This window comes from Novosphingobium sp. PhB57 (genome assembly GCF_004342985.1).
In the GTDB taxonomy this organism is placed as follows: Bacteria; Pseudomonadota; Alphaproteobacteria; order Sphingomonadales; family Sphingomonadaceae; genus Novosphingobium.
Map to the genome: position 1 here is coordinate 747,535 of NZ_SMBO01000001.1, position 24,799 is coordinate 772,333.

Here is a 24,799-nt window from a genome sequence, read left to right on the forward strand (position 1 = left end):
CGGACGGAGCGGCGGTGCCATGGGCACCGGCCGCTCCGCGCGAAATTCAGGCGGACATCAGCACGCCGCGATAGACCGGATCTTCCATCGCGCGGCCGGTGCCGAGCGCGACGCAGGAAAGCGGGTCTTCGGCGACGCTGACCGGAAGGCCGGTTTCCTCGCGCAAGTAATCGTCCAGGCCCTGGATCAGGGCGCCGCCGCCGGTGAGCACGATGCCCTGGTCGACGATATCGGCCGCCAGTTCGGGCGCGGTATTCTCAAGCGCTATGCGAACGCCCTCGACGATGGCGCCGATCGGTTCTGCCAGCGCTTCGGCAACGTTCGCCTGGGAGATGGTGATCTCCTTCGGCACGCCGTTCACGAGGTCGCGGCCCTTGATGTGGATCGTTTCGCCGATGCCGTCTGCGGGCATGACGGCGATGCCGTAGTCCTTCTTGATGCGCTCTGCCGTGGCATCTCCAATCAGGAGATTGTGATGGCGACGCACGTAGGAAACGATCGATTCGTCCATCTTGTCACCGCCGACGCGCACCGAAGTGGTGTAGGCGAGGCCGCGCAGCGAGAGCACGGCGACTTCGGTGGTGCCACCGCCGATGTCGACGACCATCGAGCCGACCGGCTCGGTGACGGGCATGTCGGCGCCGATCGCAGCGGCCATCGGTTCGAGGATCAGGTAGACCTGGCTGGCGCCGGCGTTCGAAGCGGCATCGCGAATCGCGCGGCGTTCCACCGAAGTCGAGCCCGAGGGCACGCAGATCACGATTTCCGGGTAGCGGAACAGGTTCTTCTTGCCGTGCACCTTGCGGATGAAGTGCTTGATCATCTCTTCCGCGATCTCGATGTCGGCGATGACGCCGTCGCGAAGCGGGCGGATGGCTTCGATGTTGTCGGGCGTCTTGCCCATCATCATCTTGGCGTCGTCACCGACGGCCTTGACCTTCTTCACGCCGTTGAGCGTCTCGATGGCCACCACCGAGGGCTCGTTCAGCACGATTCCGCGGTCCTGAACGTAGACGAGCGTGTTGGCGGTCCCAAGGTCGATCGCCATGTTCTGTGAGCCGAGTTTGAAGAATCGCGAGAAGGGCGAGGCCATCAGTAATCCGTTGTCTTTCCCGGCGCTTGTCACAGGGAATCCCCATGGAGCGAAGGGCAGGTTGGCATGGAAGGGGACCCCTTAGCCCATCGATTCGCGAAACGCCAAAAATTTGTGTCGATTTCATGGGGGAATCGTCAGAAGCCCGTCTCGAATTCCATGCGGTTCACCGCTAGTGTTTGGATCGCTTCGAGATCGCGGTGCCATGGACGCCCCGCGTCCGGGCCGGCCCGTCGGTGGCCTAGGCTCGTACCTGGATGACGCGAAGCCCAAGGCCTGAGCAAGGCCACTTGCGAAAGAGTGCCCGATGCCCACGATCCGCCGTCTTCCCGAACATCTCGTCAACCGCATAGCGGCCGGCGAAGTGGTGGAAAGGCCCGCGTCCGCGCTGAAGGAGTTGGTGGAGAACGCGATCGACGCCGGCTCCACCCAGATCACCGTGCGCTTGTCCGCCGGCGGCCTGGACCTCATTGAAGTGACTGATGACGGCTGCGGCATGGTGCCGGACCAGATCGCCCTGGCGCTGGAACGCCACGCCACTTCCAAGTTGCCGGACGAGCATATCGAGCTGGTGGCGACGCTGGGCTTTCGGGGAGAGGCGCTGCCGTCGATCGGATCCGTCGCGCGGCTGACCATAGAAAGCCGCCCGCACGAATCGGAAGAGGGCTGGAAGCGCGTCGTCGATCACGGGATCGTGACGGTGGACAGCCCCGCCGCGCTGCCGCCGGGAACGCGGATACGGGTGGAGGATCTCTTCGGCAAAGTCCCGGCCCGGCGCAAGTTCCTGCGTTCGGCGCGCTCGGAATATGCGGCTTGCCAGGATGTGGTGCGCCGTCTGGCCATGGCCCGGCCGGACATCGGCTTCGTCCTGGAGCATGACGGCCGCCGGGCGATTGCCGTGCAGCCGCGCGAAGAGCTGGCTTCTCGCGTGGCCCGGCTCGTGGCACGCGAACTGGCGGACGACGGCGTGCTGATCGATGCTGAGCGCGGGTCGGCACGGCTCACCGGCGTCGCCGGTCTTCCCACTTACAATCGCGGTGTCGCCGATCATCAATACCTGTTCGTCAATGGCCGGCCAGTGAAGGATCGCCTGCTGGTGGGAGCCGTGCGCGGCGCCTATTCCGACATGCTGGCGCGGGATCGCCATGCCGTGCTGGCGCTGTTCCTCGACATTCCGCCAGAGGAAGTGGACGTCAACGTCCATCCCGCCAAGACGGAAGTGCGGTTTCGCGATCCTGCGTTCATCCGCGGTTTTCTGGTCGGCGCCTTGCGTCATGCCCTCGAATCGTCCGGTCAGCGGAGCGCGCAACCGGCCTCCGCGGCGGCCATGGGCATGTGGCAGGTGGAGCCGGTTGCCGCTCCTGCACCTTCGCTCGGTTCGCTGTTTGCCCGGGAGTACGCTCCCTCTTCCTCGTCGTCGCCCGCCCGTTCGGAGTTTCGACCGGCAGCGGACCGGGTTTCCGAAACCGGGGCCGCATGGCGCTCTTACGAGGAGCAGGTCATGGCGCAGCCTTCCGGGCGCGCCGAGCCTGCGTCCGAGGCTGCCGATGAGGCTTTGAAGTATCCGCTCGGCGTGGCCCGCGGCCAGGTCGCGGAGACTTACATCGTGGCGGAGGCGGCCGATGGCCTGGTCATCGTCGATCAGCATGCCGCGCATGAGCGGCTCGTGCTGGAGCGGCTCAAGGCGGCCGGCGCGGAAGATGCGATGTCTCGCTCCCAGGCGCTTCTGCTTCCGGAAGTCGTGGAACTGGGAGAGGCCGCCTGCGATGCGCTGGAAGAGAAGATCGCCGACCTGGCGCAATTCGGCCTCGCGCTCGAACGGTTCGGGCCGGGTGCCATGCTGGTGCGCGCGGTGCCGTCCGTCCTGGGCAAATCCGATGTCCACGCGCTCGTGCGCGACGTGGCCGACGATCTTGCGAAAAACGGAGACGCCCTGCTTCTGGGTGAGAAGCTGGAGCTGGTGCTGGCGACAATGGCCTGCCACGGCTCGGTCCGGGCCGGTCGCTCGCTCTCGGTCGCGGAAATGAATGCCCTGTTGCGGGAAATGGAGCGCACGCCGCGCTCGGGCCAATGCAACCATGGACGCCCGACGTGGGTTAAACTGGCTCATCAGGATATCGAAAAACTGTTCGGGCGAAAATGATGCGAAAACCGATCCTTGCGCTGGCTCCTTTCGTTCTGCTCTCAGCTTGCGGACAGGAAGATCCGCAGCGCGAGGCGGTAGAGAACGCGCACGACGTGGCCATGGTCGAGCGGATGAGCAAGGAGCCGTTCAAGCCGATCATTCCCCATGCCATCACCGAGATCGACATTGCGCGTTATGGGCTGGACAAGCCGGGATGCTCCTTCCGCAAGCCGGGCGAAAAGGACCCGACCTTCATCGCCAATGCCGACGAGGGATTCCTGCGCGTCGCCGGGGACCTCAAGCGCTATGCCGCCAAAGTGGAAAGCGCGCAGTTGCCGGGCAACGCGCGCTCCACTTATGTCGGGCTGGCCAGTTGGGTCGACCTGGTGAGCCTGCCCGACAAGAGCGGCGGCTCGGATACCACCCATTGGCCGGCGAAGCTGATCTTGCACGATGCCCAGGAACGGGTCGCCTTCATGTCGGAAGGCGTGGTTACCTGCCACCGCTGAGGGGAGCTTGGTCTCTGCCCGGCTTCGCCAGAGTGCCGCGGAATGGCGCGTCGTTGCCGTCGCCGTCGGCTGCCGGGGGCAGCTTCAGGAGGTCGCGCAGGAGCGGCGCGATGTCGACATTGTCGAACGGGGCCAACTTGCCCTTCGGCCTGAAGGCCGGTCCGGCGGCGATGAAGAGCGCGGCCATCTCGGGCGCGGCATTGTCATAGCCATGGGTTCCGCCGGTCGACGCCTTCTCCGGCGGCTTGGCTGCGATCTGCCAGCCGATTTCCGCCAGGCAGAAATACGGCGCGATGCGGGGGTTGCTGCCGTAATGGAAGCGCGCCGGGATGTCCTGCTTGCGCCAGCATGACATGTGTTCGTGCGGTTTCAGCAGCGCGGCGGCCAGCCTCTGTTCGTTGCCTTCGGTCGGTGTGATGCCCGCAAACGGGCCGGTATCGCCCAGCTTGTAGAGCGAAGGGTCGGCAACCGCATCGAGGGCGATGGTCCGTTCGCTGGAAATGGCGGCCATGCCGTGATCGGCCACGACGATCAGGTTGGCGGGCTGCCCAAGTTCGCGAAGGCCCGCAAGAAGGAGGCCGATATCGCCGTCGACATCGGCGATGGCCGCGTCGGTCTGGCTGTCGCCGGGTCCGTAGCGATGGCCCGCTGTATCGACCTGGTCGAAGTAGAGGGTCACCAGCTTCGGGCGTTTCGCTGCCGGGCGGCGCAACCAGTCGATCACGGCATCGACGCGCTGGACCGGCGATACCGCGCCGTTGAATTGCTGCCAGTCGCTCGGCCGGGTTCCGCCGCTGATCGTCTTGTGCGGCTCGGTCACCAAAGTGCCGCCCCAGGCGACGTTCGATCCCGGCCAGAACATCGTTGCGGTTCGGATGCCGGACTTCTCGGCCGTCACCCAGATCGGTTCCGCCTCATCCCACCAGTAAGGTTCGTCGCTCGACATCGTGAACTTCTCGCCGGGATGAGCGGGATCCTCGAAGCCGTTGGCGATGATGCCGTTGCGGTCGGGCACTTTTCCGGTGGCGATGGCCCAGTGATTGGGGAAAGTCTTGCTCGGGAACGAGGGGCGCATGGCCGCGCTGATGCCGCTGGCCGCCAGCGCCGAGAGATGCGGTGTAATCCCGCGGTCGAGATAATCGGCCCTGAAACCGTCGATCGAGACGAGGATCACCACCGGCTCACGGACTTCCGCGGCGGGTTTGTCGGCAGGCCAAGTGCTGGCAGGTCGGGTGAGGGCAGGATCGGCGAGAACGGGGCCGGCCAGCAGGGCCAGCGCACCGAACAGGGGGACGAGTCTTTTCATGACGGCGCCACTAGCGCCGGGACCATGACAGGTCGATGTCGGCTCACGCCATCCCAGCCAGCATCCACAACGCCATGGCCACCATGAACAGGTTCTCCGTGAGCGAGACGAAGCCCAGCGGCACAGCACCCGAGCCGCCGACGCAGGCGCACTTCAAGGCACGCTTCTGAATATAGACCGCGTAGAATACCGAGGCGGCGCCGATGCCGCCGATCACGAGGCCGATCGGGATCGAGAGCCAGGGCAGGGCATGCGCCGTCATCAGCGCGCCTGCGGTCCATTCCAGCACGGGATAGGCGTAAGCGTAAGGCACGAAGCGCTTGGCCAGCAGGTCATAACCCAGGAACATCGTCGAAAACTGCTCGACATCCTGAAGCTTGAGCATCGCCAGCAGCATCATCGTCATTGAAACGAACCATTCGGCGCCGCGCATGGTGAAAGGCGTGCCGAACGAAGCCCAACTCGCCGCCAGGGCGAGGCCGAGGCCAGTGGCGAAAACGGCCAGCACGGGGCGGTAGCTCTTCGCTTTCGGATCGTGAACCTTCAGGCCGAAATGGGCGCGCAAATCGGTGTAGCCGCCGATCCGGGCGCCCCCGATGAAGGTCTGCGGCGTGGTGGCAACACCGTGCTGCGCCTTGAAGGCATCGACCTGCTCGCGCGTGGTCAGCCAGTGATCCTCGACCTCATAGCCGAGCTTTTCCAGCAGGTATTTCGATTTGAGACCCCAGGGACAAGTGTGCTTGTCCATGACCATGCGGAAGAGCGCGGCGCTCTTGTCTGACTGGCGGGATGCGGGGCTTTCGAGGGTCTGGTCTTGCGTCATGCCGAGGCTTATACCTTCCGTACCATGGTACGGAGTCAAGCATGGCATTGACGATTTCGGAGCTGGCCCGTTCGAGCGGCGTCGGCGTGGAGACGGTTCGTTTCTACCAGCGCAAGGGCCTGCTCTTCGACCCGCGCCCGGCTGCGACCGGAGGCGCCAGGGGGCAGCGACATTATGGTGAGCTGGATGTGAAGCGTCTGCGCTTCATTCGTTCGGCCAAGGCGGCCGGCTTCATTCTCGACGAGATCGCCGAGCTGATCAGCCTCGACCATACCGGAGACCGGCCGCGCGCGCGGAAAATGGCGGAAGTGCGATTGGCGGAACTGGATCGGGAGATCGCGCAACTGGAAGCCGCGCGGCAGTCGTTGCGGCGATTGGCCCGCGAATGCGCCGGCTCGGACGATGGCCCTTGCCCAATCCTCGAAGCGTTCGAGGAACCGGCGTCTTCCCGGACCTGAACCGGGAGCGAAGGAACTGCCGGCGGTCCCGGATCGAGCCGGTGACCGCCGGTATCTCCGGATCAGACGTTGAACTTGAAGTGCATGACGTCGCCGTCGTGCACCACGTATTCCTTGCCTTCCTGACGCAGCTTGCCGCCTTCCTTGGCGCCGGCTTCACCGTTCAGGGCGACATAGTCGTCGTAAGCGATGGTCTCGGCGCGGATGAAGCCGCGCTGCATGTCCGAGTGGATCTCGCCGGCGGCGTCAGGGGCCTTGGCGCCCTTGTGCACGGTCCAGGCGCGGGCTTCCTTGGGGCCGACGGTGAAGAAGGTCAGCAGGGAAAGCAGTTCGTAGCCGGCGCGGATGATGCGGGCGAGGCCGGTTTCGTGCAGGCCCATCTCCTCGAGGAAGACCATGCGCTCCTCGATATCCATGCCGACCAGCTCCGATTCGATGGCCGCCGAGACGATCACCGCAGTGGCGCCCTCAGCCTTGGCCTTCTCGAAGACGCGGGCGGAGAAGGCATTGCCTTCCGCGGCGGCTTCTTCCTCGACGTTGCAGACATAGAGGACCGGCTTGGCCGTCAGGAGCTGGGCCTGGCGGAACACGCGTTCCTCATCTTCGTCCTTGGGCTGGGTGAGGCGCGCGGGCTTGCCTTCGCGCAGCAGCTCCAGCGCCTGGCCGAGCACCGAGGCGACGATCTTCGATTCCTTGTCGCCCTGGGTAGCTTTCTTCTGAGCGGCGGGGACGCGCTTTTCCAGGCTCTCCAGGTCGGAAAGAAGCAGCTCGGTCTCGACCGTCTCGGCATCGGCAATGGGGTCGACGCGCTCGTCGACGTGCTGGATGTCGTCGTTCTCGAAGCAGCGCAGGACGTGAACGATCGCGTCCACTTCGCGGATGTTGCCGAGGAACTGGTTGCCCAGGCCTTCACCCTTCGAGGCGCCGCGCACGAGCCCGGCGATGTCCACGAAGGACAGCTGCGTCGGGATGATCTTGGCCGAACCAGCGATTTCGGCCAGCTTGTCCAGGCGCGGATCGGGAACGCCGACCTGGCCGACATTGGGCTCGATCGTGCAGAAGGGATAGTTGGCCGCCTGCGCCGCCTGCGTCTCGGTGAGCGCATTGAACAAGGTCGACTTGCCAACATTGGGCAGGCCCACGATTCCGCAACGGAAACCCATGTGTAACTCCGGAAGAAATGTATGGGCCGCGCCTTAGCGCCAGTCTGCGCGCATTACCAGTTGCGCGACGGTTCTTTATGACCGGAGCCGGTGGAGAGGTGGGCTTCACGGAAATTTCAGGGCTTGTTCCTAGACGGGCGGGATGAAATCCATCGTTCGCCTCTCCCTTGTCGCCCTCGTGTCCGCGTCGCTTGCTGCTTGCGGCGGCATTGGAACGGGCAGCGGCGGGGGAGGGCTGGAAAAGGCCCGCGCCGATTTCGCCTCGCAAAGCTACCCTTCGGCCCGCACCGCGCTCTTTGCCATGCTCGAGAAGGAACCTGACAACCTCCAGGTCCTGGCGCTTCTGGGCAGGACGCAGATCGCACTGGGCGATGCCGATGCGGCCGATCGCGTCCTTGCCCGATTGAAGAAGGCTGGCGGGAAGGGCGCGGAACTTCGCCGACTGGAAGCGGGTGTCAGCCTGCTGCGCGGCAAGCCGGCTGCGGCTCTTGCGCTGATTGTAAACGATTTCGACACCGATGCCTGGCGGCTGCGCGCTCAGGCCCAACTGGCGCTGGGCAAACAGACGGACGCCTTGGCATCCTTCGAAAAGGGGATGGCCGCGGGTGACGACCTGCCACTGAGCGTAGCCTATGCGCGGTTCGCGCTGGAAACCGGCGACCTTGCCCGCGCGGGGCAGATCCTGACGCGAATGAACCGCTTTGCGCCGGGCGCCTACAACACGCTCGTTCTCGCCGGCGACATCGCCGCTGCACGCGGCGAGACGGATGGCGCGATAGCCGCCTATGGCAGGGCGACAAGCGCCTATCCCGGCAAAGTCCCGCCCATGCTGGCGCTTGCCAATGCCCTCGACGAAAAAGGCGAGGTCGATGCGGCCATGCGCGTAGTCGAGAAGGCGGCAAAGCTATCTTCCGGCGACCCGGCCCTCGAAGAGATGCGGATCCAGCTTCTGGCTGAGAAGGGCGAATGGAAAACGATCCGCCTGGCTCTGCAGGGGCGAGAGGGGCGCATCGATCCGGCATCGAGCTTGGGGCTGACGTATGGCGAGGCCCTGCTGCGTCTTGGTCACGCCGAGCAGGCCCGCGTGCTGTTCAGCCGGGCCTCGCTGCTGCTGCCGGGCAATCCGTTCGCGCGCATGATGCTCGGAGAAGCGCAACTGGCGAGCGGGGATGCGAAGGGGGCGTGGGAAACGCTGAAGCCCCTGGCTTCCGGCACGCTGGCCCAGCCGGAAATTCTCGTTTCGGCCGAACGCGCGGCCCGCGCGGCCGGTGCTCCCGAGGCGGATGTACTGAAGGCACGGCTCGATCCCGTGCGTCTGAAAGCGACGATGGCGCTGGCCGATAAGGGGCAGGCCGCCCTGTCCGCGCAGGACTGGAAGCTGGCGCTGGCGACCTATCGCGAACTGCTTCAGCGGGGCGACGATCCCGAGGTTCTCAAGCGCATGGCGCTGGCAGCGGCGGGGCTGGGGCAGGGAAGTGACGCCCTGGCTTATGCCGACCGGGCGCGCAGGCTGGTGCCGGACAATCCCGACTATCTTCACGTGGCCGGCCTCGTCCGCCTGGAACTCGGTCGCGACCTGTCCGGTGCCCGGCGCCTGCTGGAGGCTGCGGCCATCGCCGATCCGCGCGATCCCGACATCGCGCGCGATCTTGGAAAAGCGAAGGCCGCCGCCAGCTAGAGCCAGCGGCGGCCTGCCCGGCCGGAAACGGAAGCAACCCGGCCGAGAGGCGCCACCTCCCGCGATGGGCGCGGGAGCGGCGCCTTGGAAGCTACTGTCAGTCGCGCTTCTTGCGGCGGCGGGCATAGGCCAGGCCGAGCAGGCCGAGGCCCATCATGCCGAGCATGCCCGGTTCCGGCACGTCGGTGCTGCCGCCGCCGCTCGAACCACCGGAGGTGCCACCGGAAGTCGTGGTGCCGCCCGAAGTGGTCGTGGTGCCACCCGAGGTGGTCGTGCCGCCGGAAGTGGACGTCGTCCCGCCCGAAGTCGAGGTGGTGCCGCCCGAAGTGGTCGTGGTGCCACCAGAGGTGCTGCTGGACCCGCACTGCTTCTTGCCGGCCGAATGGCCGCAGTTGCAAGTGTGCTTGTGGCCGCCGCTGCCGCCCCAGCCCCAGGTCGCCTGCGCAGGCGACGTGAATGCGATGGTGCTGCCGGCGGTGAGCGCCAGGGCGAGCATGGTCTTGCGGATCATTCGTATTCCCCTTGTTGCCCGAATGGGTTGCCAAGAGGAAAAGCAAGCGTCGTGCCAGATGAGGGTTTCTGCGGAGAACGTTGGTTAACGCATGCCTTGAAGCGTTGCTTGTGTAAGCTAACCCGACGCTAATTGCGGCGAAAGACGGCTAACTTCAGGGTTCAATCCTGCTGGCGCAGAGCGACGTCGTTCATGAACCTGGTATCGTCGCCGGCCGAAAGGCGATCGGCTTCCCCTGCGACGGCGCCCAGCATGTCGGCCAGCGGATCCATGTCGGCCTTGGCGTAATTGCCCAGGACATAGCCGGTCACGCGGTCCTTGTGGCCGGGATGGCCGATACCCAACCGCACGCGGCGGAATTCCGCGCCGAGGTGCTGGTCGATGGAGCGCAGGCCGTTGTGGCCGGCATGGCCGCCGCCTTGTTTCACCTTGACCTTGAAAGGCGCCAGATCCAGCTCGTCGTGAAATACGGTGAGGTCCGCCAGCGCCAGCTTGTAGAAGCGCATGGCTTCGCCCACGGCGCGGCCGCTCTCGTTCATGAAAGTCGCCGGCTTCAGCAGCAGCACTTTCTCGGAGCCGATCCGACCTTCCTGGAGCCAGCCCTGGAATTTCTTCTGGCTCGGACCGAAGTTATGGACTTCGGCAATCGCATCGATCGCCATGAAGCCGACGTTGTGCCGGTTCAGCGAATATTGGGGACCGGGGTTACCGAGGCCGACCCAGAGCTGCATGACGAGAAATCCTGTACTGAAACGCGAAACGGCCCCTCCGCGCGCCGGACGAACCGGGGCTGGAGGGGCCGTTCCCTATCCGAAGATGGCCGGGCCCGAAAGGACCCGGAACCGAATTTACTCGGCTGCGATTACTCGCCTTCAGCTTCTTCCTTGGCCGTGTCGCCTTCGGAGCTCTTGAGAGCCGAAGGGGCAGCGATCGTCGCGATGGTGAAATCGCGGTCGGTGATCGCGTTCTCGACGCCCTTGGGGAGCTTGACGTGGCTGGAGTGGATCGATTCGCCCACGTCGAAGCCGGTCACGTCGATGACGATCTCATGCGGGATCTTCTCGGCGTCGCAGACCAGTTCCAGGTCGTGGCGAACGACGTTCAGCACGCCGCCGCGCTTCAGGCCCGGCGAAGCTTCTTCGTTGGCGAAGACGACCGGCACGTTGACGTGCACGGTCGCGCCCTTGACGACGCGCAGGAAGTCGGCGTGAAGCGGACGATCCGAAACGGGGTGGAAGGCAACGTCCTTGGGCTGCGTCCGGAACTTCTTGCCGCCGACTTCAACTTCGATGATCGAGTTGAAGAAGTGACCGGTTCCAAGCTGGCGGGCCAGCTCCTTTTCCTCGACGTGGATTGCGAGGGGTTCTTCGTTACCACCATAGATAACGGCGGGGACGCGGCCATCGCGACGCAGAGCACGGGAGGCTCCCTTGCCAGCCCGATCACGCGTCTCGGCCGGCAGGTTAAGCGTATCGCTCATGAGGACTTGCCTTTCGAAAACTGGATATATGTCGGATACAGGCCGCGTATCGGCCCGCTCCGTCCCGCCACGCCTCCAGGGATGACCATGACGGGAAGCGGGCGCCCTTAATGCGATTATCGCAGATTTGCAAGCACTGTCGGGGCCGCCGGTGGTCCAATCCCGATCAACCCGGATCGACCGCGTTCCAGCTATTCGACCCGGATGACGCGGTAGCCCTTCGCTGCCAGCATCGCCGGAATGCCCTCCGGCCCGGCCATGTGCGCCGCTCCGACGGCAACGAACGGACGCTTGCCCTCCCGCATGGCAGAGTCGATCTTTCCGGCCCAGTCCCGGTTGCGCCCCACGAAGAGCACCGCGCGCAGTTCCGGGTCGGCGAGCAGGCCCTTGCGTGTTTCGCGTTCGATCGCGGCCATGTCTCCCTGACGCCAGCGCTCGGCAAGATCGCCATCCGCGGCGGCGGCCTCGGTCACGACCGCGCCCAGGAGATCGCGCTGCTCGCGCTCCGGCAGGCTGTCGAACAGGCCGAGTTGCTTTGCCGCACCCTCCAGTTCGACGACGGGCTTGTTTCCTGCCGCCGCGATGACGGCCCGGTCCACGCCATTGCGCGCCTCATCTTCCCTGGCGCCGGCCTGGGCCAGCGTGAGGGCTGCGGCCCAGGTGTCCATCGCCGCGAAATCGCCGTCGGCATAGCCGCCTTTCGCCAGTAAGGCCGATAGGGCAGGGCGCCTGCGTGGATCGATCCGTTGGGACAACGGCGGCTGTTCCTCGTTCTTGGCGAGGCGGGCGAACGTAGCGGCGACTTCCTTTTCGTCGGCGAGATTGGCGACTTCGACCATCACCGAGTCCGAACCTTCCAGAGCGGTCCGAACTTTCGCGGTCTGCCATTGCAGCGGAGACTTGGCACTATGAATGGTTCCGAAGAGCCAGGCGGTCTGGCCGTTCGGTCCCTCGACACGCCAGAGTGCGGGATCGGCGGGCTGGGGTTTCGGTCCGCAGGCAAAGAGCGCCAGGGCCGCCAGCAGGACGATGGTCTTGCGCATCGTCTACTGCACCCGCACTGTGCGAATGCCGTCGCGTGACAGCTGCTCCTGAACACTGCCCGCCCCGGCCAGATGCCCCGCGCCGACGGCCACGAAGACCACGCCCGGCTGAGCGAGCCGACCTTCAAGCCATTTCGCCCAGGCTTGGTTGCGGTCGGTGATGAGCACCTTGCGCATGGTTTCGTCCGATTCGTCGTCATTGAGCAGTTCGGCGAGTTCCTCGGCCCGGCCCCGTCTCCAGGCATTAACCAGCTTGGCCACGTCTTCCTTCAGGGTAGGCAGCTGCTCCAGCACTTCGGAAAGGTAGGCCCTCTGGCTCGCTTCCGGCAAGGCGGCGAAGAGACCGATCTGGTATTCGGCAGTTTCCAGCGGATGCCGTGCCACGCCGCTGGCCTTGGCCATCGCATCGATCTGGTTCTCGACGCCCTTGGCCTGATCGTATCCGGCGGCTTTCAGCGGGATCAGAGAGAGCAGCAGCCCGGCGTACCAAGGCTCGAACTGATCGAATGAATTGACGGCAAGTCCAAGATCGGAGAGACTTTTCTCCAGACTGCCGCGCTGCGTCTCGTCCAGGCTTACGCGCAATGTCCGGCCGTCCCGGCGGATCCCCTTCTCCGCGAAGATCGCCTGCAGGGTCTCTGGCGAATCGGTCATCGTTTCCGTGACGACCTGATCGGCCGACTGGAAAGCGCGCTTCACCGGCCCACGGAACCAGCCCAGTTCTTCGGGGAGAATGTGGATCGTGCCGAACAGGTAGATCGTCGTGTCCCGGTCGGAGATCTTCCAAAGCGCAGGTCTGGCCTCGGCAGCAGGCGCCTCCGAAGCCCTTGCCTTCTCCCGCGCCGTGACCGGCGGCGCGGCCAGGAATATGAACAAGGCGGAGGCCGCCGCGAGCAGGCGGATCTTGCGGGACGATATCATGACGGTTTTCCGAGGGAGTACGAAAGAAACGGGCGCTTGACGGAGGTTCCGTAGCGCGGGGGATAGCCTCGCGGCGCCGGGCGCGGTAGCCATAACTGTTGTTCACGCGCGGCTTGCGCGGTTGATTTGGCCGGTTCGATCCGCCAAAGGCCGCGCAACCAAGAGATTTGACGGGATTTCGATGTCGACCGCTGACAGACAGCCGCTCAGCTTCCAGGACATGATCCTGACGCTCCACAACTTCTGGAGCGCGCAGGGCTGCCTCATCCTCCAGCCCTATGACATGCGCATGGGGGCAGGCACCTTCCATCCGGCCACGACGCTTCGCGCGCTCGGCCCGGAACCGTGGAAGGCGGCCTATGTCCAGCCTTCGCGCCGTCCGACCGATGGCCGCTACGGCGAAAACCCGAACCGGCTCCAGCATTACTATCAGTATCAGGTGATCCTGAAGCCGAACCCGGACAACCTGCAGGAACTCTATCTCGCCAGCCTCGCCGCCATCGGCGTCGATCCGCTCGCGCACGATATCCGCTTCGTCGAGGACGATTGGGAAAGCCCGACCCTGGGCGCCTGGGGCCTGGGCTGGGAAGTCTGGTGCGACGGCATGGAAGTGACGCAGTTCACGTACTTCCAGCAGGTCGGCGGGTTCGACTGCAAGCCGGTCGCGGGCGAGCTGACTTACGGTCTGGAGCGTCTGGCGATGTATATCCAGGGCGTCGACCGCGTCTACGACCTGCGCTTCAACAACGAGGGCGTCAGCTATGGCGACGTGTTCCTCGCCAATGAGCAGCAGATGTCGAAGTACAACTTCGAGATCGCCGATACCGAGGCACTTTTCGCCGGCTTCAAGGCCGCCGAGGCCGAATGCATGCGCTGCATCGAGGCGGAAATTCCGCTTGCCGCCTATGACCAGGCGATCGAGGCCAGCCATCTCTTCAACCTGCTTCAGGCGCGCGGGGTGATCTCCGTCCAGGAGCGGGCCAGCTACATCGGCCGTGTGCGCGATCTTGCCAAGGGATCGTGCGAGGCCTGGATCGGCAAGAACAAGAGCGAATGGGAAGCCAAGTTCCCGGGATGGACCGTATGACCGACTTCCTTCTCGAACTGCGTTCGCAGGAAATTCCTGCCCGCATGCAGGCCGGCGCGCGCGCCGATCTGGAAAAGCTGTTCCGCAAGGAAATGGCCGCTGCCGGCGTTGCCTTGGGCGAAGTCACCGTCTGGTCCACGCCGCGCCGGCTCGCTCTGATCGCACGCGGCCTTCCGCTGGCGACCGAGGCCGTTCACGAGGAAACCAAGGGCCCTGCAACCAGCGCCCCGGAACAGGCGCTCGAAGGCTTCCTGCGCAAGACCGGCCTGACCAGGGACCAGCTCGAAGTGCGCGACCTCAAGGGCAAGGACACCTACTTCGCCGTCGTCGAAAAGCCGGGCCGCGCCGTGGCCGAGGTGCTTGCGGAGGTCGTCCCGGCCATCATCCGCAGCTTCCCCTGGCCCAAGTCGCAGCGCTGGGGCGCCGCGTCGATCTCCACGGAATCGCTCCGCTGGGTGCGTCCGCTCTCCGGGATCGTCGCGATCCTGGGCGAGGACCTTGTCGCCTGCGAAGTGGGCGGCATCGCTTCGGGATATGTGACGCTGGGCCACCGCTTCCATGCCCCCGGAGAAATCACCATCGGCGGCGCGCACGACTATGCCGACAAGCTGCACCTTGCCCATGTGCTCGTGAACCACGAGGAACGGCAGGATATCGTTCGCACCAAGGCGCGTGAGGCCGCCACCGCGGCCGGGCTCGTGCTGGTCGAGGACGAGGGGCTGGTGATCGAGAATGCAGGCCTTACCGAATGGCCGGTGCCGTTGCTCGGCCGGTTCGAAGAGGACTTCCTTGAGGTTCCGCCCGAGACGATCCAGCTGACGGCCCGCGTCAACCAGAAGTATTTCGTCTGCGAAGACACTTCAGGTTGGCTCGCCAACGCCTTCATTTGTACGGCAAATATTGTCGCCAACGATGGCGGGGCGGCTATCGTCGACGGCAATCGCAAGGTGCTGGCGGCGCGTCTCTCGGATGCGCGCTTCTTCTGGCAGCAGGATCGCAAGACCTCGCTCTCGGCCCAGGCTGCAAAGCTTGCCCGCATTACCTTCCACGAAAAGCTGGGCTCCGTTGCCGACAAGGTCGAGCGCGTCGCCAGGCTGGCCGAATGGCTGGCAAGCGAAGGCATAGTGCCGAACTGCGATCCGGCGCTTGCACGTCAGGCTGCGGAACTCTCCAAGGCCGATCTCGTCACCGAGATGGTCGGAGAATTTCCGGAACTTCAAGGGCTTATGGGCGGATATTATGCCCGCGCCGAAGGTCTGCCCGATGCGGTCGCGGATGCCATTCGCGATCACTACAAGCCCGTCGGGCAAGGGGATGAAGTGCCGACGGCGCCCGTCACCGTGGCCGTGGCGCTGGCGGACAAACTCGATACGCTTCGCAGCTTCTTTGCGATCGACGAGAAGCCGACCGGGTCGAAGGATCCGTTCGCGCTGCGCCGTGCCGCTCTGGGCATCATCCGTCTCATCACTGACAATGCCTTGCGTTTCGGGGTCGCCGAGGGTGACCTGCTCGACTTCTTCGCAGACCGCCTCAAGGTTCAGCAGAAGGAAGCCGGCGTTCGTCACGACCTGATCGACGCGGTCTTCGCTCTTGGCGGCGAGGACGACCTCGTTCGCCTGCTCGCCCGGGTACATGCCCTGCAGGGCTTCGTCTCGACCGATGACGGTGCGAACCTGCTGGCGGGCTACAAGCGCGCTGCCAACATCCTCAAGAAGGAAGACTGGCACGGCGTCGAGGGCGAGATCGCGCGCACGGGCGAGGAAGATCCGCTGGCCGGTGTCGAGGATCCCGATCTGGCCGAAGTAATTGCCGCCAAGATGGCGCACCGTCACGCCAGCGAGCAGGCCCCGGCCTATGCGGCCGAGCCTGCCGAGCAGACCCTGATCGATGCCGTTGCCGCGGCGGAAACGGAAGTCTCGCGTGCGGTTTCCTCCGAGGACTTCGCCGCGGCCATGACCGCGCTGGCGTCGCTTCGCGCACCGATCGATGCGTTCTTCGAGGACGTCACCGTCAACGATGCCGACCCGCTGAAGCGCCAGGCCCGCCTGGCCCTGCTGGACCGCTTCCGCGCCGCGGTTCACAAGGTCGCGGATTTCTCTCGCATCGAGGGCTAATCACCAGATCAAGCTGCGGGGAGCGTCAATCGCCCCTGAAAACGAAAAGGCCGGGGCATCCCCCGGCCTTTTTCTTATTTTTTCCAGCCAGATAGAGTGAGAATCTCAAACCGCTCCACGGTCCTGCCATCGTCTCCGGCGGCGGCGAAAGCCTCACGGGCGCGCGCCAGCGCTTCCTTTCCCAAGGGTGGTGGCGCATCGGCCAGGACGCCGCCGATACCCTGGGCACGGATGTCGCCAACGAGCCGCTCCAGGCTGCGGAAACCGACCTGCAAGGAGCGCTGGTCGATCACCGGGTCCGCGAAAAGCGTGCGCTGGAGCAGTTGTCCGCCCGCGCGCACGTCGACCATGGGATGGACCCGAGCGGCCGGACGTTCGCCGTCGGCGGCCAGCATGACATCGCGCAAGGTCGGCAGGCTGCCCGCTGAAAGGAAGCTGGCGATCATCATCCCGCCCGGCGCCAGGGCCTTGCGGATGTGGACCAGGGCGCCCGGCAGGTCGTTGACCGTGTCCAGCGTGCCGAGACTGGCGATGAGGTCGAAACCTTCGAATGGGTAAGGGGCTTCCTCGTCGAAGCCTTCCGCCGGTTCCACTTGCGTCACGGCGACGCCCTGCGCGTTCAGGGCCTCGGCCAGTGCGCCGGTCCAATCGCCGATGACCAGCGCACGGGCGGGCTCGAAGCGCAGGAAGGAAAGGCGCTCGAGGACGTCTTCCACCATGTCTTCGTGAAGGTACTGCGGTGCGTCGTGCTGCTTTTGGAGCGTGAGCGCGCGGCGGCGGGCGGCGAGGCGGCGGGCGGACGAGAAGATGCGGGGGGGAGCTTTGCTGGCCATGGTCGCTCCCCTGCCGCTTTGCGCCGTCCGGTGCAATCGCACTTCGTGCAATTACAGTTCGAGATGGCGGGTTAACGCCTTGTAGCTTGCAGAGCGAAATGCGGCGGCTAGCTTCGCCGCCGATGTCTCTCGTTCGCGCCTTCGATCCGCTTGTCGACCTGATCTTTCCGCCGCGATGTCCGCTGTGCGGAGCAGGGCTGAGCGCGCATGGGGGGCTTTGCGCTTCATGCTGGGGCGAACTGGCGATACCCGGGGAACCCTCTTGCATCGCCTGCTCCCGGCCGTTCGGCGCCGGCATACCCGAAGGCGCGCTTTGTGCGCCTTGCCTGGGCGAGCCCCCGCGGCACGACGGCATCGCCGCGGGGACGCTCTACAACGATGCCTCGCGCAAACTCGTGCTCGCTCTGAAGCACGGCAATCGGATTTCGCACGCCCGGCTGATGGCGAGGCTGGTCAGCGCCAAGCTGGCTTTCGTGGACGAGACATGGCTGATCGTGCCCGTGCCGCTCCATCGCTGGCGGATCTGGCGGCGTGGCTATAACCAGGCCGCCGAGCTGGCCCGCGAGATCGCAAGGATCACCGGGGGCGTCCTTGCCGTCGATCTGCTGGATCGCCGCAAGGCGACGCCTTCGTTGGGCGGACTGGGCAAGGCTGCGCGGCGCAAGGTCCTGTCCGGCGCCATAGCGGCGCGGCCGTCCCGGAGAGCCATGTTGAAGGGCGCGAAAGTAATTCTGGTCGACGACGTGCTGACGAGCGGCGCGACGAGCGAGGCCTGCGTATCCAGCCTCAAGCGGGCCGGAGCGGCAAAAGTCGTAGTCGCCTGCTTTGCACGGGTGCTGGACGAAGCATTGGAGCCTGTGCGCCGATCGCCGAATCCGCCTGAGGTTTGAGATTTCGCCGGACAGGGCGGCAATTACCGGGTCGCCACAAACGAAAACGCCCGGAACTTTGGGCTCCGGGCGTCCTCGTGACGAAACTGTTGAGCCCTGCAAAGCAGTTCGGCGGTCCCCCTGTCGGCCGCCTGGCCCGATCCCTCATTACCTGAAACCAGACCACCCGAAAGTATTCCGGCCTTGTTCCCTGAACCGTGGCGCTTGTATCAGCGACCTGTGGGTCAGCAGCAGCCCCCAGCTGCAGACAGACATTCCTACGAAATCCCGGGGTTGAAAAGAGGCACGGCGAAGCTACGAGGATTTTGGTCAACGGCTGTGGTTATCGTGCAACAACCGCGTCCAATGAATTCAAATCGGAGAAATTTCCGTCATGTCCGAAGCAAGCAAGGCCGAACGCGAACTGGGCACTACTTTCCTGCCGCGATTCGATGCGCAGGGTCTGCTCATCGCCATAGCCGTCGACTCGCAGACGCGGGACATCCTGATGGTGGCCTACATGAACCAGGAAGCGCTCGAAAAGACGCTCGAAACGGGGCTCGCCCATTTCCACTCGCGCTCGCGCGGGACCTTGTGGCTGAAGGGAGAGACCTCGGGCCATTTCCTGCGTGTCGAGGACATCCGAGTGGATTGCGACCAGGATGCGCTGGAACTGCGGGTTCGGCCCGAAGGACCGGCCTGCCATACGGGGGCGCGAAGCTGCTTTTATAGGAAGTTGTCGGGCGATTCTTTGATTCGCGTTTCCGACTAAGCAGTTAGCAATCGATTGAGTAATTACAGTATAGGAAAAGCACCTCTTCCCTTAAGAACATGCACTTATCGGCCGATTTCAAAATTAACCAAAGAATCAGCATGTTCTACAGGTCACCATTGAGCGGACGGAGCGGACGGATCATCGCAATCGGCTCGCAAGACGTCTCTCGCCAATGAACTATCCCGGACGACAGGGTGCAAGGACCGTCTTCGGTCGTGCCCGTCCTACGAGAAAAATCGTTGATTGGCAGGGACTTTGGTCGGTGCTCCGTGCCCCATGCACCGGGTCGTGGCCCTGCCGGCTTCCGGGTCGCCGACTTTCGGAGGCGAACCGGGCGGAGATGGGTGGCCTTGTCAGGCGCCTGGGGCGCATGAATGGAAGGGAAGCATCAATGAAGCATAAAGCGTTGATTGCTGCCATGGTGGTGGGGCTCGTAGCAGCACCAACCGCCGCAATGGCAGATCAGAGGCCGAGCTCGTCCTCCAGCAACTTCCACACCTCGGACTCGTCCAAGAGTTCCAGCAAGAACTCCGGCTGGGGCCGGGGCGACAACTGGGGTCGCGGTAACGATCGCGGCAACGACCGTTGGGGCAAGCCCAGCTGGGGTTCGAACAAGCCCGGTTGGGGTTGGGGTAAGCCTGGTTCCGGTTGGGGCAAGCCCAACTGGGGTTGGGGCAAGCCCGGCTGGGGCTGGGGCCACGACAACGGTCACGGCCACGGACATGACAACGGTCATGGCCATGGTGGCTGGGGCGATGACGATGGCGGCAAGTCGCACGGCTGCTGAGCCGGTGATTTGACCACCGTGGCCGCCCTTCGGGGCGGCCACGGCTTTAAGTAGTTATCCTAGAACTTCGTCGAACAGACTGAGCATCGCGGCCCAGCTCTGACGGTCGGCGCTGGCATCGTAGCCGATGGCGGCCATGCCCCGTTCGTCGCTTCCCGGATCGGTGAAGCCATGGCGAACGCCGGAGTAGGCATGGAAATGCCAGTTCGCTTCGGCACGATCCATCTCATCCCAGAAACCGATGACCTGCTCGCGCGGGACGAGGGGATCGGCGTCTCCGTGGCAGACCAGGATACGCGCCTTGACCGCGCCCGGTTCTGCGGGTGCCGCGGTCGCAAGGGTGCCGTGGAAGCTCACGGCCGCGACCAGGTCCTGTCCGCCGCGCGCCGCTTCCAGAACGGCCTGTCCGCCCATGCAGTACCCGATGCCGAGCATCGGCAGCCCCGCCGTTTCGGGGAGGCTGCGCAGGGCCGTGATGGCAGCGTCGATACGGCCGCGGTAATGTGCATTGTCCGAACGCAGCTTCTCCGCCATCGGGAAGGACGCTTCGAAGCTGGCGACAGGCTCCCCGTAGAAGTCCGAAACCAGGGTGAGGTAGCCGAGGTCCGCGAGCATCTTCGCGCGCCGTTCCATCGCCGCGTTGAAGTTGGCGATCGTCGGGAACAGGACCACGGCCGCGCGAGGCGTGGCTTCGGGACGCGCCAGATGGCCGGTCAGGTTCTGACCGGCGTGGCTGTAGGCAATCGTTTCGAGCATGATTACTCCGGAAGGAAGTCCGGCACCGAGAGATAGCGCTCGCCGGTGTCGTAGTTGAAGCCGAGCACGCGGCTGCCTGCGGGAAGCTCCTTCAGCTTCTGGGCGATGGCGGCCAGCGTCGCGCCCGAGCTGATACCTACCAGCATGCCTTCCTCGGTCGCGCAGCGGCGCGCCCAATCCTTGGCATCGGCCGGGTCTACCTGGAGCGCGCCGTCGATGGACTGGGTATGGAGATTGGCGGGGACGAAGCCGGCGCCGATGCCCTGGATCGGATGGGGGCCGGGCTGGCCGCCGGAAATCACCGGGGAGAGCGTGGGTTCGACAGCATAGGCCTTGAGTGAAGGCCAGCTCTGCTTGAGGGTTTCCGCGCAGCCGGTGAGGTGGCCGCCGGTGCCGACGCCGGTAATCAGCACGTCGATCGGGCTGTCGGCGAAATCGGCCAGGATTTCCTTCGCGGTGGTCGCGACATGGACCGCGACATTGGCCGGATTTTCGAACTGCTGCGGCATCCACGAACCTGGGATCGTGTCGAGCAGCTCCTTGGCGCGCTCGATCGAGCCCTTCATGCCCTTCTCGCGCGGGGTGAGGTCGAAGCTGGCGCCATAGGCCAGCATCAGGCGGCGACGCTCGATCGACATCGATTCGGGCATGACGAGCACGAGTTTGTAGCCCTTGACCGCCGCGACCATGGCCAGGCCGATCCCGGTGTTGCCCGAAGTCGGCTCGATGATGGTGCCGCCCGGCTTCAGCGTGCCATCGGCTTCGGCAGCTTCGACCATGGCGAGCGCGATGCGGTCCTTGATCGAACCGCCGGGGTTCGTGCGCTCTGCCTTTACCCAGACTTCATGGTCCGGGAACAAGCGCGAGAGGCGAATATGCGGCGTATTCCCGATCGTGGCGAGAATGCTGTCGGCCTTCATTGTTCATGCTCCCATCGTGGTGCGAAGGTGCGGGCACGGCGGATCTCGGGAAAGCTCCAGGCCCAGATTGCGGTAATGACTATGGCAGCGCCGCCACCGAAAACAACAGCCCCGGTCGCGCCCAGCAGGGCCGCGGCCACGCCGGACTGCATCTCGCCCAGCTCGTTCGAGGCGGATATGGCGAGGCCGGAAATGGCCGAAACCCTTCCGCGCTTGTCGTCCGGGGTGCGAAGCTGGACCAGGGAACTGCGGATGAAGACCGAAATCATGTCCGCCGCGCCGAGCAGGGCCAGGAAGCCCAGCGACACCGCGAAACTGCGCGAGAGGCCGAAGCCCACGGTCATGGCGCCGTAGGCCGCGACCGAGAGCAGCATCTTCACGCCCACGTTCTTGGCGAGGGGGCGGAACGAGAGCCAGACGGCGACGATAGCGGCACCGGCCGCCGTCGCGGCGCGCATCTGGCCCAGGCCCTCGGGCCCGACGTGGAGGATATCCCGCGCGAATACCGGCATGAGCGCGGTCGCGCCGCCGAGCAGAACGGCGAAGAGGTCCAGCGTGATGCAGCCAAGCAGGAAGCGCTCACGCCAGATGAAATGGAAACCGTCGACGATCTGGCGGACCGGATGATCGCGGCGCGCGTCCTTGGGGACGGGCGGCAGGTTGCGGATGCTGGTGATGCTGAAGGCGGCCACGGCCATGAGCACGGCCGCGATCCAGTAGGGCATCGCGTGATGGCGCGCGAAGAGGAAGCCGAAGGCTGCCGGGCCGATGATGGTTCCGGCCTCGATGGCGATCGAGTTGAAAGCGATGGCGCGCGGGATCAGCGAAGTGGGCACGATGTTCGGCGCGATCGCCGTCATCGACGGGCTCACGAAGACGCGGGCGATGCCGTGGAGCGCGGCGAAAAGATAGAGTACCGGCAGGCTGCGCAGATCGAGTTCGGTGATCAGAGCCAGGCCGATGGCGACCAGGATGTCCACCGACATGGCTATTCCCGCCACTTTGCGCCGGTCGAACCGGTCGGCGATGACGCCGGCTACCGGGGTCAGCAGGAAGATCGGCAGGAACTGCGCGAAGCCAAGCAGGCCGAGCTGGAACGAGGCTTCGGCAATCGACATGCCGTAAACGCTGCGGGCCACGTCATAGAGCTGGTAGCCGATGATGACGACCATGCCCGTGGAGGCGAACACCACGGCGAAGCGGGCTAGCCAGAACTTGCGGTAATCCGCAATGCGCAGCGGGGAGGTGGGCTCTGGCAGCACGGAAGGGCTGGAAGTGTCGATGGTACTCACGGCTTGCTGCATGGCAGCATGTCAAAGCATTGCCAAGACATGCCGCTCATGCGCAGCGATAGCTTATGTTTGGGATCAATAAGTAAACCGCGCGGTGATCCGCACGTCACGCCCGGCGATGGGTACGAAGTCGCGCGTTTCCGAAGCGGCCAGGCGTCCGGTCACGTCCAGAAGGTTGTCCGCCGCGAGGATGAGCGAGAGCGGGCCCTGCTCGCCGAAGGGCCGCCAGGTGGCGCTGGCGTTGACGAGCGTGAACGCGCTCGTGGGGTTTTCATTCTCCGTCACGCGGGTCTGCCTGGCATTCCATTCGACCTCTCCGCGCAAGGTGAAGGCGGCCGAATCGAATTCCACGCCGCCACGGGCGCGCAGGGGCGGGATCCGCGGCACGGGGCCCATGTCGACGAGACGGGCATGGGTATAGTCCACGCCGCCATCGGCCTTGATCGCCTTGTCGCCGCCCCAGCGGGCGAATGTCACGCCGCCCTCGGCCTCGATGCCGCGGAAGCGGGCAGGGGCCTGGAGGTACTGATACACCGGGAAATCCTCGATCACTTCGCCGGTGGGCACGGCGGTGATGAAGTTCGAGAAGTTGGTGCCGAACACCGTGACCGAACCGGCGATATCCCCGCCGTTGTAGCGCACGCCAGCCTCGATGCCGTCGCTCCGCTCCACCGTGAAGTTCGGATTGCCGCGCTCGTAGGACTGGGTGGCATCGTGCAGCCCATCGACGAACAGTTCCTCAGCGGATGGAGCACGCTCGCCGTGCGAATAGTTCACCGAGAGCGTCACGGTATCGATGGGATGCCAGGCGAGGCCGGCCACGCCGGAATACTGGTCGAAATTGCGATGCTGGTCAGCCGGAACCGTGTCGATCCGCGTATTTTCGTAACGCAGTGCGCCTTCGATGTCGAACTGGCCCACTTCGAGACGCTGCAGCGTGAAGAGGGCAAGGCGGTCGGTGTTGTTGTTCGGCAGCAGCTTCTCGTCACCGGCGATGTCGAGTTGGGCCGACGAGTATTGCACGCCGGTCGAACCGCTCCAGATCCCGCGCTTGGCCTGGTCTGCCTGGAGGCGAACTTCGACGGCCTTGTTGTGGAACTGGGTGCCGATGTCGCCACCCTCGATTTCGGCATGCTCATAGTCGCCATAAGCGCCGCGCACTTCCAGCCGCTTGAGGAAACCTTCGAGATTGACGCCGGCGCGCAAGTCCACGCGGGTCTGGCGCAGCGAGATGCTGGTCGCGCTCGGATCGGTGGAGGGGCGCGGCGGGATGCCATAGTCGTTGGCCAGGCGCTGTACCGAAACGCCGATGTCGCCGCCGTCGTCGATGAAGGCGAGGCCGCCACCGAGGGTCCAGCCTTCGGTGCCGCTGTTGGCGATCTTGCCGCGACGATTGGCCTGCTGGGTCAGCGTGGCCGCGCCGGTCAGGTCCCCGGCATCGGACAGGGTGCTTGCCTGCGCCAGGGTCTCCGCGCGCAGTTCGGGCGACAGGACATAGCCGCCGACGTGGAGGTCGTCGCTGTGATAGTAGGATGCATCGAAATGGGCGACGAGGCGGCTTGCCAGCCGGACGTCGGTGGTGATGCCGCCGTTGACCATGTCGGCGGCCGTGCCGAAGGATCCCAGCGCGTCCAGGGTGAAGGCCTTGTCCGGCACCTTGCGCGGAATACGCTTGTCCACGGCATTGACCGCGCCGCCCGAAGGGTCGCTGGCATAGAGCAGGACGCGCGGGCCGTGGAGCACTTCGATGCGCTCGACATTGAGGGTATCGAGCGAGACGGCGTGGTCGGCCGAGACCGAGGAGGCATCGAGCGAACCGATGCCATCGAGCAGGACCTGGACGCGCGGACCGTCGAAGCCGCGCAGGACCGGCCGTGACACACCCGGCGCGAAACCGCTGCTGGACACGCCCGGCAGGCTGGCAAGCATTTCGCCGATCTGCGGCTTGAGGTCGCGGGTCAGCGCTTCGCCTGAGAGAACGACCGGCGCGGCGATGGGATCGGCATTGCCGGAGATCAGGCGACCGGTGACGATGATTTCCGGACCGGCTTCCTGGGGATGGCCATCGCCATCGACAGGTGCGGTCGCTTGCGCCCCGACAGCCTGCGCGGAAGCAGGCATTGCCGCCAATATCGTGGAAAGGGCGCCGGCGGTGACCAGCAGTGCGATTCGGGCGGTTGGGAGCGTCATGGCCAACCGGCTAATTGCGAGGTTATAACATATCAATTCTGAAATGTTGCCCGGCGACGAAACGAG

General features: G+C 65.0%; 23 protein-coding genes. 9 read left to right on the forward strand and 14 right to left on the reverse strand.

Annotated features, from left to right (window positions below; all coding sequences use genetic code 11):
- Positions 1 to 46: 46 nt before the first annotated feature.
- Complete coding sequence (locus EDF58_RS03360) at positions 47 to 1,093, reverse strand: rod shape-determining protein (RefSeq protein ID WP_132262650.1); 1,047 nt, start codon at positions 1,091 to 1,093, stop codon at positions 47 to 49.
- Between the two features lie 307 nt (positions 1,094 to 1,400).
- On the opposite strand from EDF58_RS03360, the gene mutL reads away from it, so the two are divergent.
- Positions 1,401 to 3,236, forward strand: coding sequence for a DNA mismatch repair endonuclease MutL (gene mutL / locus EDF58_RS03365; RefSeq protein WP_132262651.1), 1,836 nt, complete (start codon positions 1,401 to 1,403; stop codon positions 3,234 to 3,236).
- Positions 3,236 to 3,727 carry a hypothetical protein gene (locus EDF58_RS03370; protein WP_132262653.1) on the forward strand — a complete coding sequence of 164 codons (492 nt, stop codon included), beginning with the start codon at positions 3,236 to 3,238 and terminating at the stop codon, positions 3,725 to 3,727. Before mutL ends, EDF58_RS03370 begins: the two co-directional genes overlap by 1 nt.
- On the opposite strand, the gene EDF58_RS03375 is transcribed toward EDF58_RS03370, so the two are convergent.
- Positions 3,711 to 5,033, reverse strand: a complete 1,323-nt coding sequence (locus tag EDF58_RS03375; protein ID WP_132262655.1) for an ectonucleotide pyrophosphatase/phosphodiesterase — start codon at positions 5,031 to 5,033, stop codon at positions 3,711 to 3,713. The genes EDF58_RS03370 and EDF58_RS03375 overlap by 17 nt on opposite strands.
- Positions 5,034 to 5,076: 43 nt before the next feature.
- Positions 5,077 to 5,856: a glutaredoxin gene (locus EDF58_RS03380; protein ID WP_165921322.1), complete on the reverse strand. Its 780-nt coding sequence runs from the start codon at positions 5,854 to 5,856 to the stop codon at positions 5,077 to 5,079.
- Between the two features lie 41 nt (positions 5,857 to 5,897).
- Between EDF58_RS03380 and EDF58_RS03385 the strand changes: the two genes are divergently transcribed.
- Positions 5,898 to 6,314: a MerR family transcriptional regulator gene (locus EDF58_RS03385; protein ID WP_132262657.1), complete on the forward strand. Its 417-nt coding sequence runs from the start codon at positions 5,898 to 5,900 to the stop codon at positions 6,312 to 6,314.
- A 62-nt stretch (positions 6,315 to 6,376) separates the two neighbouring features.
- On the opposite strand, the gene ychF is transcribed toward EDF58_RS03385, so the two are convergent.
- Positions 6,377 to 7,477, reverse strand: a complete 1,101-nt coding sequence (gene ychF, locus EDF58_RS03390) for a redox-regulated ATPase YchF (protein WP_132262659.1) — start codon at positions 7,475 to 7,477, stop codon at positions 6,377 to 6,379.
- 142 nt (positions 7,478 to 7,619) lie between these two features.
- Here ychF and EDF58_RS03395 point away from each other — a divergent pair, with 142 nt between their 5' ends.
- The gene (locus EDF58_RS03395) at positions 7,620 to 9,155 is read left to right on the forward strand and encodes a tetratricopeptide repeat protein (RefSeq protein ID WP_132262661.1); all 1,536 of its coding nucleotides are present in this window, start codon (positions 7,620 to 7,622) and stop codon (positions 9,153 to 9,155) included.
- Between the two features lie 97 nt (positions 9,156 to 9,252).
- Here the strand turns inward: EDF58_RS03395 and EDF58_RS03400 are convergent, their stop codons facing one another.
- The 5 genes from EDF58_RS03400 to EDF58_RS03420 all read right to left on the reverse strand — a co-directional run bounded on the left by EDF58_RS03400 (position 9,253) and on the right by EDF58_RS03420 (position 13,110).
- Positions 9,253 to 9,666 carry a PEP-CTERM sorting domain-containing protein gene (locus tag EDF58_RS03400; RefSeq protein WP_132262663.1) on the reverse strand — a complete coding sequence of 138 codons (414 nt, stop codon included), beginning with the start codon at positions 9,664 to 9,666 and terminating at the stop codon, positions 9,253 to 9,255.
- A gap of 161 nt (positions 9,667 to 9,827) precedes the next feature.
- Positions 9,828 to 10,397 (reverse strand): aminoacyl-tRNA hydrolase, encoded by a 570-nt coding sequence (gene pth / locus EDF58_RS03405; protein WP_132262665.1) that lies wholly within the window; start codon positions 10,395 to 10,397, stop codon positions 9,828 to 9,830.
- Between the two features lie 131 nt (positions 10,398 to 10,528).
- Positions 10,529 to 11,146 (reverse strand): 50S ribosomal protein L25/general stress protein Ctc, encoded by a 618-nt coding sequence (locus EDF58_RS03410; protein WP_132262667.1) that lies wholly within the window; start codon positions 11,144 to 11,146, stop codon positions 10,529 to 10,531.
- A gap of 191 nt (positions 11,147 to 11,337) precedes the next feature.
- On the reverse strand, positions 11,338 to 12,189 hold the full coding sequence (locus tag EDF58_RS03415) for a TraB/GumN family protein (RefSeq protein ID WP_132262669.1): 852 nt from the start codon (positions 12,187 to 12,189) through the stop codon (positions 11,338 to 11,340).
- 3 nt (positions 12,190 to 12,192) lie between these two features.
- Positions 12,193 to 13,110: a TraB/GumN family protein gene (locus EDF58_RS03420; protein WP_132262671.1), complete on the reverse strand. Its 918-nt coding sequence runs from the start codon at positions 13,108 to 13,110 to the stop codon at positions 12,193 to 12,195.
- A gap of 181 nt (positions 13,111 to 13,291) precedes the next feature.
- Here EDF58_RS03420 and EDF58_RS03425 point away from each other — a divergent pair, with 181 nt between their 5' ends.
- Positions 13,292 to 14,197, forward strand: coding sequence for a glycine--tRNA ligase subunit alpha (locus EDF58_RS03425; RefSeq protein WP_132262673.1), 906 nt, complete (start codon positions 13,292 to 13,294; stop codon positions 14,195 to 14,197).
- Positions 14,194 to 16,311 (forward strand): glycine--tRNA ligase subunit beta, encoded by a 2,118-nt coding sequence (gene glyS / locus EDF58_RS03430; RefSeq protein WP_132262675.1) that lies wholly within the window; start codon positions 14,194 to 14,196, stop codon positions 16,309 to 16,311. The genes EDF58_RS03425 and glyS overlap by 4 nt, the downstream gene beginning before the upstream one ends.
- Positions 16,312 to 16,385: 74 nt before the next feature.
- On the opposite strand, the gene EDF58_RS03435 is transcribed toward glyS, so the two are convergent.
- Positions 16,386 to 17,144, reverse strand: coding sequence for a methyltransferase domain-containing protein (locus tag EDF58_RS03435; protein WP_132262677.1), 759 nt, complete (start codon positions 17,142 to 17,144; stop codon positions 16,386 to 16,388).
- A 122-nt stretch (positions 17,145 to 17,266) separates the two neighbouring features.
- On the opposite strand from EDF58_RS03435, the gene EDF58_RS03440 reads away from it, so the two are divergent.
- The 3 genes from EDF58_RS03440 to EDF58_RS25765 all read left to right on the forward strand — a co-directional run bounded on the left by EDF58_RS03440 (position 17,267) and on the right by EDF58_RS25765 (position 19,575).
- A complete protein-coding gene (locus tag EDF58_RS03440; protein ID WP_132262679.1) occupies positions 17,267 to 18,034 on the forward strand; it encodes a ComF family protein in 768 nt (255 codons plus the stop codon).
- A gap of 373 nt (positions 18,035 to 18,407) precedes the next feature.
- Positions 18,408 to 18,785, forward strand: coding sequence for a phosphoribosyl-AMP cyclohydrolase (hisI, locus tag EDF58_RS03445; protein ID WP_132262681.1), 378 nt, complete (start codon positions 18,408 to 18,410; stop codon positions 18,783 to 18,785).
- Positions 18,786 to 19,179: 394 nt separating this feature from the next.
- Positions 19,180 to 19,575 carry a hypothetical protein gene (locus tag EDF58_RS25765; protein ID WP_165921323.1) on the forward strand — a complete coding sequence of 132 codons (396 nt, stop codon included), beginning with the start codon at positions 19,180 to 19,182 and terminating at the stop codon, positions 19,573 to 19,575.
- 54 nt (positions 19,576 to 19,629) lie between these two features.
- Here the strand turns inward: EDF58_RS25765 and EDF58_RS03455 are convergent, their stop codons facing one another.
- From EDF58_RS03455 to EDF58_RS03470, 4 genes are all read right to left on the reverse strand, one after another.
- Positions 19,630 to 20,331 (reverse strand): dienelactone hydrolase family protein, encoded by a 702-nt coding sequence (locus EDF58_RS03455; RefSeq protein WP_132262683.1) that lies wholly within the window; start codon positions 20,329 to 20,331, stop codon positions 19,630 to 19,632.
- 2 nt (positions 20,332 to 20,333) lie between these two features.
- Positions 20,334 to 21,251 (reverse strand): cysteine synthase A, encoded by a 918-nt coding sequence (gene cysK, locus EDF58_RS03460; protein WP_132262685.1) that lies wholly within the window; start codon positions 21,249 to 21,251, stop codon positions 20,334 to 20,336.
- On the reverse strand, positions 21,248 to 22,555 hold the full coding sequence (locus tag EDF58_RS03465) for an MFS transporter (RefSeq protein ID WP_132262687.1): 1,308 nt from the start codon (positions 22,553 to 22,555) through the stop codon (positions 21,248 to 21,250). Before EDF58_RS03465 ends, cysK begins: the two co-directional genes overlap by 4 nt.
- Before the next feature lie 63 nt (positions 22,556 to 22,618).
- Positions 22,619 to 24,733, reverse strand: a complete 2,115-nt coding sequence (locus EDF58_RS03470; protein ID WP_132262689.1) for a TonB-dependent receptor — start codon at positions 24,731 to 24,733, stop codon at positions 22,619 to 22,621.
- Positions 24,734 to 24,799 lie beyond the last annotated feature (66 nt).

Bases quoted from the DNA above. Each gene is read 5' to 3' on its own strand.
- EDF58_RS25765 (WP_165921323.1), top strand. From the start codon at position 19,180: ATGAAGCATAAAGCGTTGATTGCTGCCATGGTGGTGGGGCTCGTAGCA.
- EDF58_RS03385 (WP_132262657.1), top strand. From the start codon at position 5,898: ATGGCATTGACGATTTCGGAGCTGGCCCGTTCGAGCGGCGTCGGCGTG.
- EDF58_RS03470 (WP_132262689.1), bottom strand. From the start codon at position 24,733: ATGACGCTCCCAACCGCCCGAATCGCACTGCTGGTCACCGCCGGCGCC.
- EDF58_RS03465 (WP_132262687.1), bottom strand. From the start codon at position 22,555: ATGCAGCAAGCCGTGAGTACCATCGACACTTCCAGCCCTTCCGTGCTG.
- mutL (WP_132262651.1), top strand. From the start codon at position 1,401: ATGCCCACGATCCGCCGTCTTCCCGAACATCTCGTCAACCGCATAGCG.
- EDF58_RS03360 (WP_132262650.1), bottom strand. From the start codon at position 1,093: ATGGCCTCGCCCTTCTCGCGATTCTTCAAACTCGGCTCACAGAACATG.
- EDF58_RS03415 (WP_132262669.1), bottom strand. From the start codon at position 12,189: ATGCGCAAGACCATCGTCCTGCTGGCGGCCCTGGCGCTCTTTGCCTGC.
- EDF58_RS03395 (WP_132262661.1), top strand. From the start codon at position 7,620: ATGAAATCCATCGTTCGCCTCTCCCTTGTCGCCCTCGTGTCCGCGTCG.
- EDF58_RS03440 (WP_132262679.1), top strand. From the start codon at position 17,267: ATGTCTCTCGTTCGCGCCTTCGATCCGCTTGTCGACCTGATCTTTCCG.
- EDF58_RS03380 (WP_165921322.1), bottom strand. From the start codon at position 5,856: ATGACGCAAGACCAGACCCTCGAAAGCCCCGCATCCCGCCAGTCAGAC.
- EDF58_RS03435 (WP_132262677.1), bottom strand. From the start codon at position 17,144: ATGGCCAGCAAAGCTCCCCCCCGCATCTTCTCGTCCGCCCGCCGCCTC.
- pth (WP_132262665.1), bottom strand. From the start codon at position 10,397: ATGCAGCTCTGGGTCGGCCTCGGTAACCCCGGTCCCCAATATTCGCTG.
- EDF58_RS03420 (WP_132262671.1), bottom strand. From the start codon at position 13,110: ATGATATCGTCCCGCAAGATCCGCCTGCTCGCGGCGGCCTCCGCCTTG.
- EDF58_RS03375 (WP_132262655.1), bottom strand. From the start codon at position 5,033: ATGAAAAGACTCGTCCCCCTGTTCGGTGCGCTGGCCCTGCTGGCCGGC.
- EDF58_RS03410 (WP_132262667.1), bottom strand. From the start codon at position 11,146: ATGAGCGATACGCTTAACCTGCCGGCCGAGACGCGTGATCGGGCTGGC.
- cysK (WP_132262685.1), bottom strand. From the start codon at position 21,251: ATGAAGGCCGACAGCATTCTCGCCACGATCGGGAATACGCCGCATATT.
- EDF58_RS03425 (WP_132262673.1), top strand. From the start codon at position 13,292: ATGTCGACCGCTGACAGACAGCCGCTCAGCTTCCAGGACATGATCCTG.
- EDF58_RS03370 (WP_132262653.1), top strand. From the start codon at position 3,236: ATGCGAAAACCGATCCTTGCGCTGGCTCCTTTCGTTCTGCTCTCAGCT.
- ychF (WP_132262659.1), bottom strand. From the start codon at position 7,477: ATGGGTTTCCGTTGCGGAATCGTGGGCCTGCCCAATGTTGGCAAGTCG.
- glyS (WP_132262675.1), top strand. From the start codon at position 14,194: ATGACCGACTTCCTTCTCGAACTGCGTTCGCAGGAAATTCCTGCCCGC.
- EDF58_RS03455 (WP_132262683.1), bottom strand. From the start codon at position 20,331: ATGCTCGAAACGATTGCCTACAGCCACGCCGGTCAGAACCTGACCGGC.
- hisI (WP_132262681.1), top strand. From the start codon at position 18,408: ATGTCCGAAGCAAGCAAGGCCGAACGCGAACTGGGCACTACTTTCCTG.
- EDF58_RS03400 (WP_132262663.1), bottom strand. From the start codon at position 9,666: ATGATCCGCAAGACCATGCTCGCCCTGGCGCTCACCGCCGGCAGCACC.